Consider the following 3,119-nt stretch of genomic DNA (forward strand, 5'->3'; position numbering starts at 1 on the left):
CGAAATCAGGCAAAAACACCGCTTAAAAGGACTCATAATCGGCATGGAGCCGACCGGACACTACGGGTATAACTTAGCCAATTGGCTTGCGAGCAAAGGCAACAGCGTTGTCATGGTGAATCCGGCCACCACCAAACGAAACAAGGAGAATCGGGATAATTCCCCTTCCAAAAGTGACCCGAAGGATGCGCTTGTCATTGCTGACGTGATCAGCCGAGGCTACTACTATGAATACTCGCGACAGGCAATCGTCTTTCAGAGGTTGCAAACGATTATGAGTGACCGTGAATACTGGGTAACGAATAGTGTACGGCTGCAGAACCGGATCATTCGCTGGTTAGACATTCGGTTCCCCGAGTATTTCTCGGTGTTTAAAGATTGGACCTGCAAACGTTCCGTAGCTACTCTGAAAGAATTCCCTTCACCGCAGGATCTAGAGTCTCTATCCGTACCAGAGGTGATCACAGGATGGAGAGAGCATATGAAGCGAGCCGGTGGCTCCACTGGCATGCAGAAGGCTGCGGAGCTCATCGCTCACGCTAAGAACAGTATAGGCGAAACGACTGCCCTAATTGAAGCAAAGCAGGATTTACAATGGCTATTACAAGACTTCGAACGAGTGGCTGAAATACTAGAGAGAATTGAAAAGGATATACAAGTGTTGCTCAGCGAAATTCCTATAGCCGGTCATCTTCGATCTATCGGCCTAGGCACGATCTGCATTGCAGCCATTCTATCAGGTGCTGGCGACCTTAGACAGTATGCCCATGGCAATCAATTATTGCGTAAGGCAGGATTAAACCTAGCCGAAAGCACTTCCGGGAAACGCAAGGGACAGATCGTGCTTTCTAAAAGGGGGGATGCTACGATGCGAAAATATCTGTATCTGGCTACGCTCCAACTCGTAGGAAATCATCCTGTGTTCCGACAGCTGCATGAGAATAATGTTCAAGTCAAGCAAATGAAGAAGCAACAGTCGGTATTTAAACTGCTTGGAAAATTGGCACGAATCATCATCGGCATCGTTCAAAGGGGAGAAGCTTTTTCTCCTGAAAAAGTTACCACCCCTACCTGCATTCAAGCTGCCTAAGACTGATTAATCGATCGCATATATTGACTCATTCGCAGGATTTTACAAAGAAAGCACGGAGGACCGAGTTTCTGCCCGATAAGGGCTCAGACCCGTCAGCTAAACGTTATCGGTCTCCACGCCTTGGTCAGGTGTAACGAAGCATTCCTGTAGAGCGTTAATTTTCCGCTTTGAAAAAAGTGAAGCGCCCCCGTAAGATGGAATTATGCACAGGGTCATAGCCCTGAAATTCATTATCTAGGAGGAACGCTCTACTATGAAATTTAAACAACATGAGGCTCAAAATCAACGGATAGAACGTATTACCAGTCATCACCTTGTTGTCGGTATCGACATTGCCAAAGAGACCCAAGTCGCTCGAGCTGTTACTTACCGTGGTATCGAGCTTGGCAAGCCCTGTCCGTTTAAGAATGACGCTTATGGTTTTCAAAAGCTTCTTACTTGGATTAAATCTATACAAAAACAGCATAAAAAGACGGGTGTTATTATCGGTATGGAACCAACGGGCCATTACTGGCTTAACCTCGCCTGGTGGCTTTTAGAGCAGCGTTTTGAAGTAGTGACCGTTAATCCTTATCACGTTAAGAGCAACAAAGAGAATCGAGATAATTCTCCCACCAAAAGTGATCTGAAAGATGCACTGGTTATAGCCGATATGGTGAAGAATGGTTATTATTCACCCTTGCGGTTGCCAACAGGAAATTACCAAGCTCTACGTGTTTTAATGAGCGACCGTGAGTTTGTCATCAAACAGTTCATCTCGATCCAGAATCAGATTCATCGCTGGTTGGATATCTGGTTCCCAGAGTACCATCGAGTCTTCAAAGATTGGAGCTGCAAAACCTCTCTAGTAACACTAAGGTTGTTCCCATTACCATCGGAACTAAAGATCCTTTCTCCGGATGAAATCTATGCCAGGTGGAAGCCTCACATGAAACGTAGGGCAAGTAAATCGTTCGCAACAGCACTGGTCGAACAAGCGCAGCAATCCATTGCTCAGAATGTCGCTCCAGAGCAAGTGAAACGTTCCCTTTTGTTTCTGCTAGATCAATATGAACGTTTATCAACGCAACTAACACAGCTTGAGCAAGAAGCTATTTCCCTTATGAAAGAGATTCCACAAGCTCAAAGCTTATTGACTATACCAGGCATCGGTAAAATCACAGTAGCCGGCATTTTAGCAGAGACTGGGGATTTGAGCATGTATCGACATGGGCAACAAGTACTGCGACTCGCAGGGCTACATTTAGGTGAAGATAGTTCTGGCAAGCATAAGGGTCAAATTCGGATTACCAAACGAGGGCGCTCCGGTCTTCGAAAGTTCTTGTACTTAGCTGTGTTACACCTAGTTGTAAATAATGAGGAATTTCGATCGCTCCACCATCACTACACTCGAACGAAAAGGATGAAAAAGGTACATTCAATCATAAAACTATGTGGGAAGCTGGCACGAATTCTGGTAGGCATTGTTCGTCATGAACAGACTTACATTCCTGAGAAAGTTGTTACTGCTACAACCGCAGCTTGAGTAAAATAAGCTTAATAAATAACGTAAATTGGCTTGTTCGCAGGATTTCGGACAAAGAAAGCACCCGAGTACTGAATTCTCATTCCTTAAGGGCACAGACCCGTGGACGAAGCAGATCAGCCTCCATCCCTTGGACAGGTATAACGATGGAATGACAGGGTATTATGACCCATTGAGTCATGGGAGGGAGAACCACCGAGGGCAGCATGGAGCAGTGTGCAGGATATGGAACAAAATGGGAAAAGACTACTGTCCCTCTGTTTCTGCATGCCCTCATCTTCACTTGGGGACACCCACCACTAACTGTTTCTATCGTTCATCACTTCTATGGGATGTGAAATCCTGCGAACAAGCGAGCATACGTAAGAAAATCTTATCATTCTGAGGGAGGAATGTGAGGGCATAGACCCGTAGAGTCGTGGGATGGTGAACCCCCAAGGAAATTGTGGAGTATGCGTGCAGAAGAATAACACTTGGGGAAATGTTCCATACGCTTCTTCT

At 45.7% G+C, this 3,119-nt stretch carries 2 protein-coding genes; both read left to right on the top strand.

Annotated elements, in window-relative coordinates; all coding sequences use genetic code 11:
• A partial coding sequence (locus G9U52_RS38895) for an IS110 family transposase (RefSeq protein ID WP_243767823.1) occupies positions 1 to 1,090 on the top strand: 1,090 nt, incomplete at its 5' end.
• A gap of 256 nt (positions 1,091 to 1,346) precedes the next feature.
• A complete protein-coding gene (locus G9U52_RS38900; RefSeq protein WP_166158819.1) occupies positions 1,347 to 2,618 on the top strand; it encodes an IS110 family RNA-guided transposase in 1,272 nt (423 codons plus the stop codon).
• The last annotated feature ends 501 nt before the right edge of the window (positions 2,619 to 3,119 follow it).

Origin of the sequence: Paenibacillus agricola (assembly GCF_011440305.1) — a bacterium.
Classification (GTDB): Bacteria; Bacillota; Bacilli; order Paenibacillales; family NBRC-103111; genus Paenibacillus_S; species Paenibacillus_S agricola.

Excerpts from the sequence above, each read along its gene's own strand:
- G9U52_RS38900 (WP_166158819.1), top strand. The coding sequence starts at position 1,347 with ATGAAATTTAAACAACATGAGGCTCAAAATCAACGGATAGAACGTATT.